General features: G+C 41.6%; 1 protein-coding gene and 1 pseudogene. Both read right to left on the reverse strand.

Translation table 11 applies throughout. The annotated features are described in order from the left end of the window. Window positions 1-187: pseudogene (locus MiAbW_RS19165) on the reverse strand (hypothetical protein); the annotation flags it as partial. A 62-nt stretch (window positions 188-249) separates the two neighbouring features. Further along, window positions 250-498 (reverse strand): helix-turn-helix transcriptional regulator, encoded by a 249-nt coding sequence (locus tag MiAbW_RS19170; protein ID WP_151697357.1) that lies wholly within the window; start codon window positions 496-498, stop codon window positions 250-252. Window positions 499-766: the final 268 nt, after the last annotated feature.

Here is a 766-nt window from a genome sequence, read left to right on the forward strand (position 1 = left end):
ACTGAAAAAGATCAATTAATGGTAACTGACCGGGAATAACTTCATCAGCCGTCCCGATCTCGTCTATTCCTACGGTTATCTCTCGCAGATCTGAGAGGATGACCTTGACTTTCTTTTTCCAGACTTGTTTAACCGTGGCCTTTTCTCCCTTATAGGAGATGCGATCGTTTATAGAGAGAGTCATCATACTGGTAAACGACAAAATTTTTGTCACTTTCCCTAACGAGAGCTAATCGTTAGGGAATTTTATTAGCTAGGGGAATCGTCGGGGATACCGGTGGTATCTAGTCCGAGAGATTGGGACAAGGTTTTTAGGCTCACCCCTAATTCCCGGCACAACACTAAGGCGTTATCTAGTCGAGGGGTTTTTCTTTTGGCTGTCCAATCGTTAATCGTTCTTTCAGATATTCCCGTTCGTTTGGCGATATCTCTTTGGGTTGTGTTTGCACATTCGATAAGTTGCTTCAAAGTAAGGAAAGATTCGGAAGATGATTTCATTTTAACAAATAATCAGAACTTTAGTGTTGACAAAGTGGCTTGTCTGAGCTAAAGTGTTGATATAACTAAACAACATCCCAATGCCCTAGAGGCAATTTGACCGATCGCATACTTAGGGTATTGGGCTGTAGATAGTCTAGATCAGTGGTTTATTTTTAGGAGATCGCCTATGGGTTGAGGAGCGAAAGACTTATTGAGAAATTGGGCTAATTATTTCCTTAAACGTTTAATTGGGGCATTCTGCCCCTTCACTTCCTATGAACACCAC

Source organism: Microcystis aeruginosa NIES-4325, from assembly GCF_008974145.1.
Taxonomy (GTDB): Bacteria; Cyanobacteriota; Cyanobacteriia; order Cyanobacteriales; family Microcystaceae; genus Microcystis; species Microcystis aeruginosa_G.

Bases quoted from the DNA above. Each gene is read 5' to 3' on its own strand.
- MiAbW_RS19170 (WP_151697357.1), bottom strand. From the start codon at position 498: ATGAAATCATCTTCCGAATCTTTCCTTACTTTGAAGCAACTTATCGAA.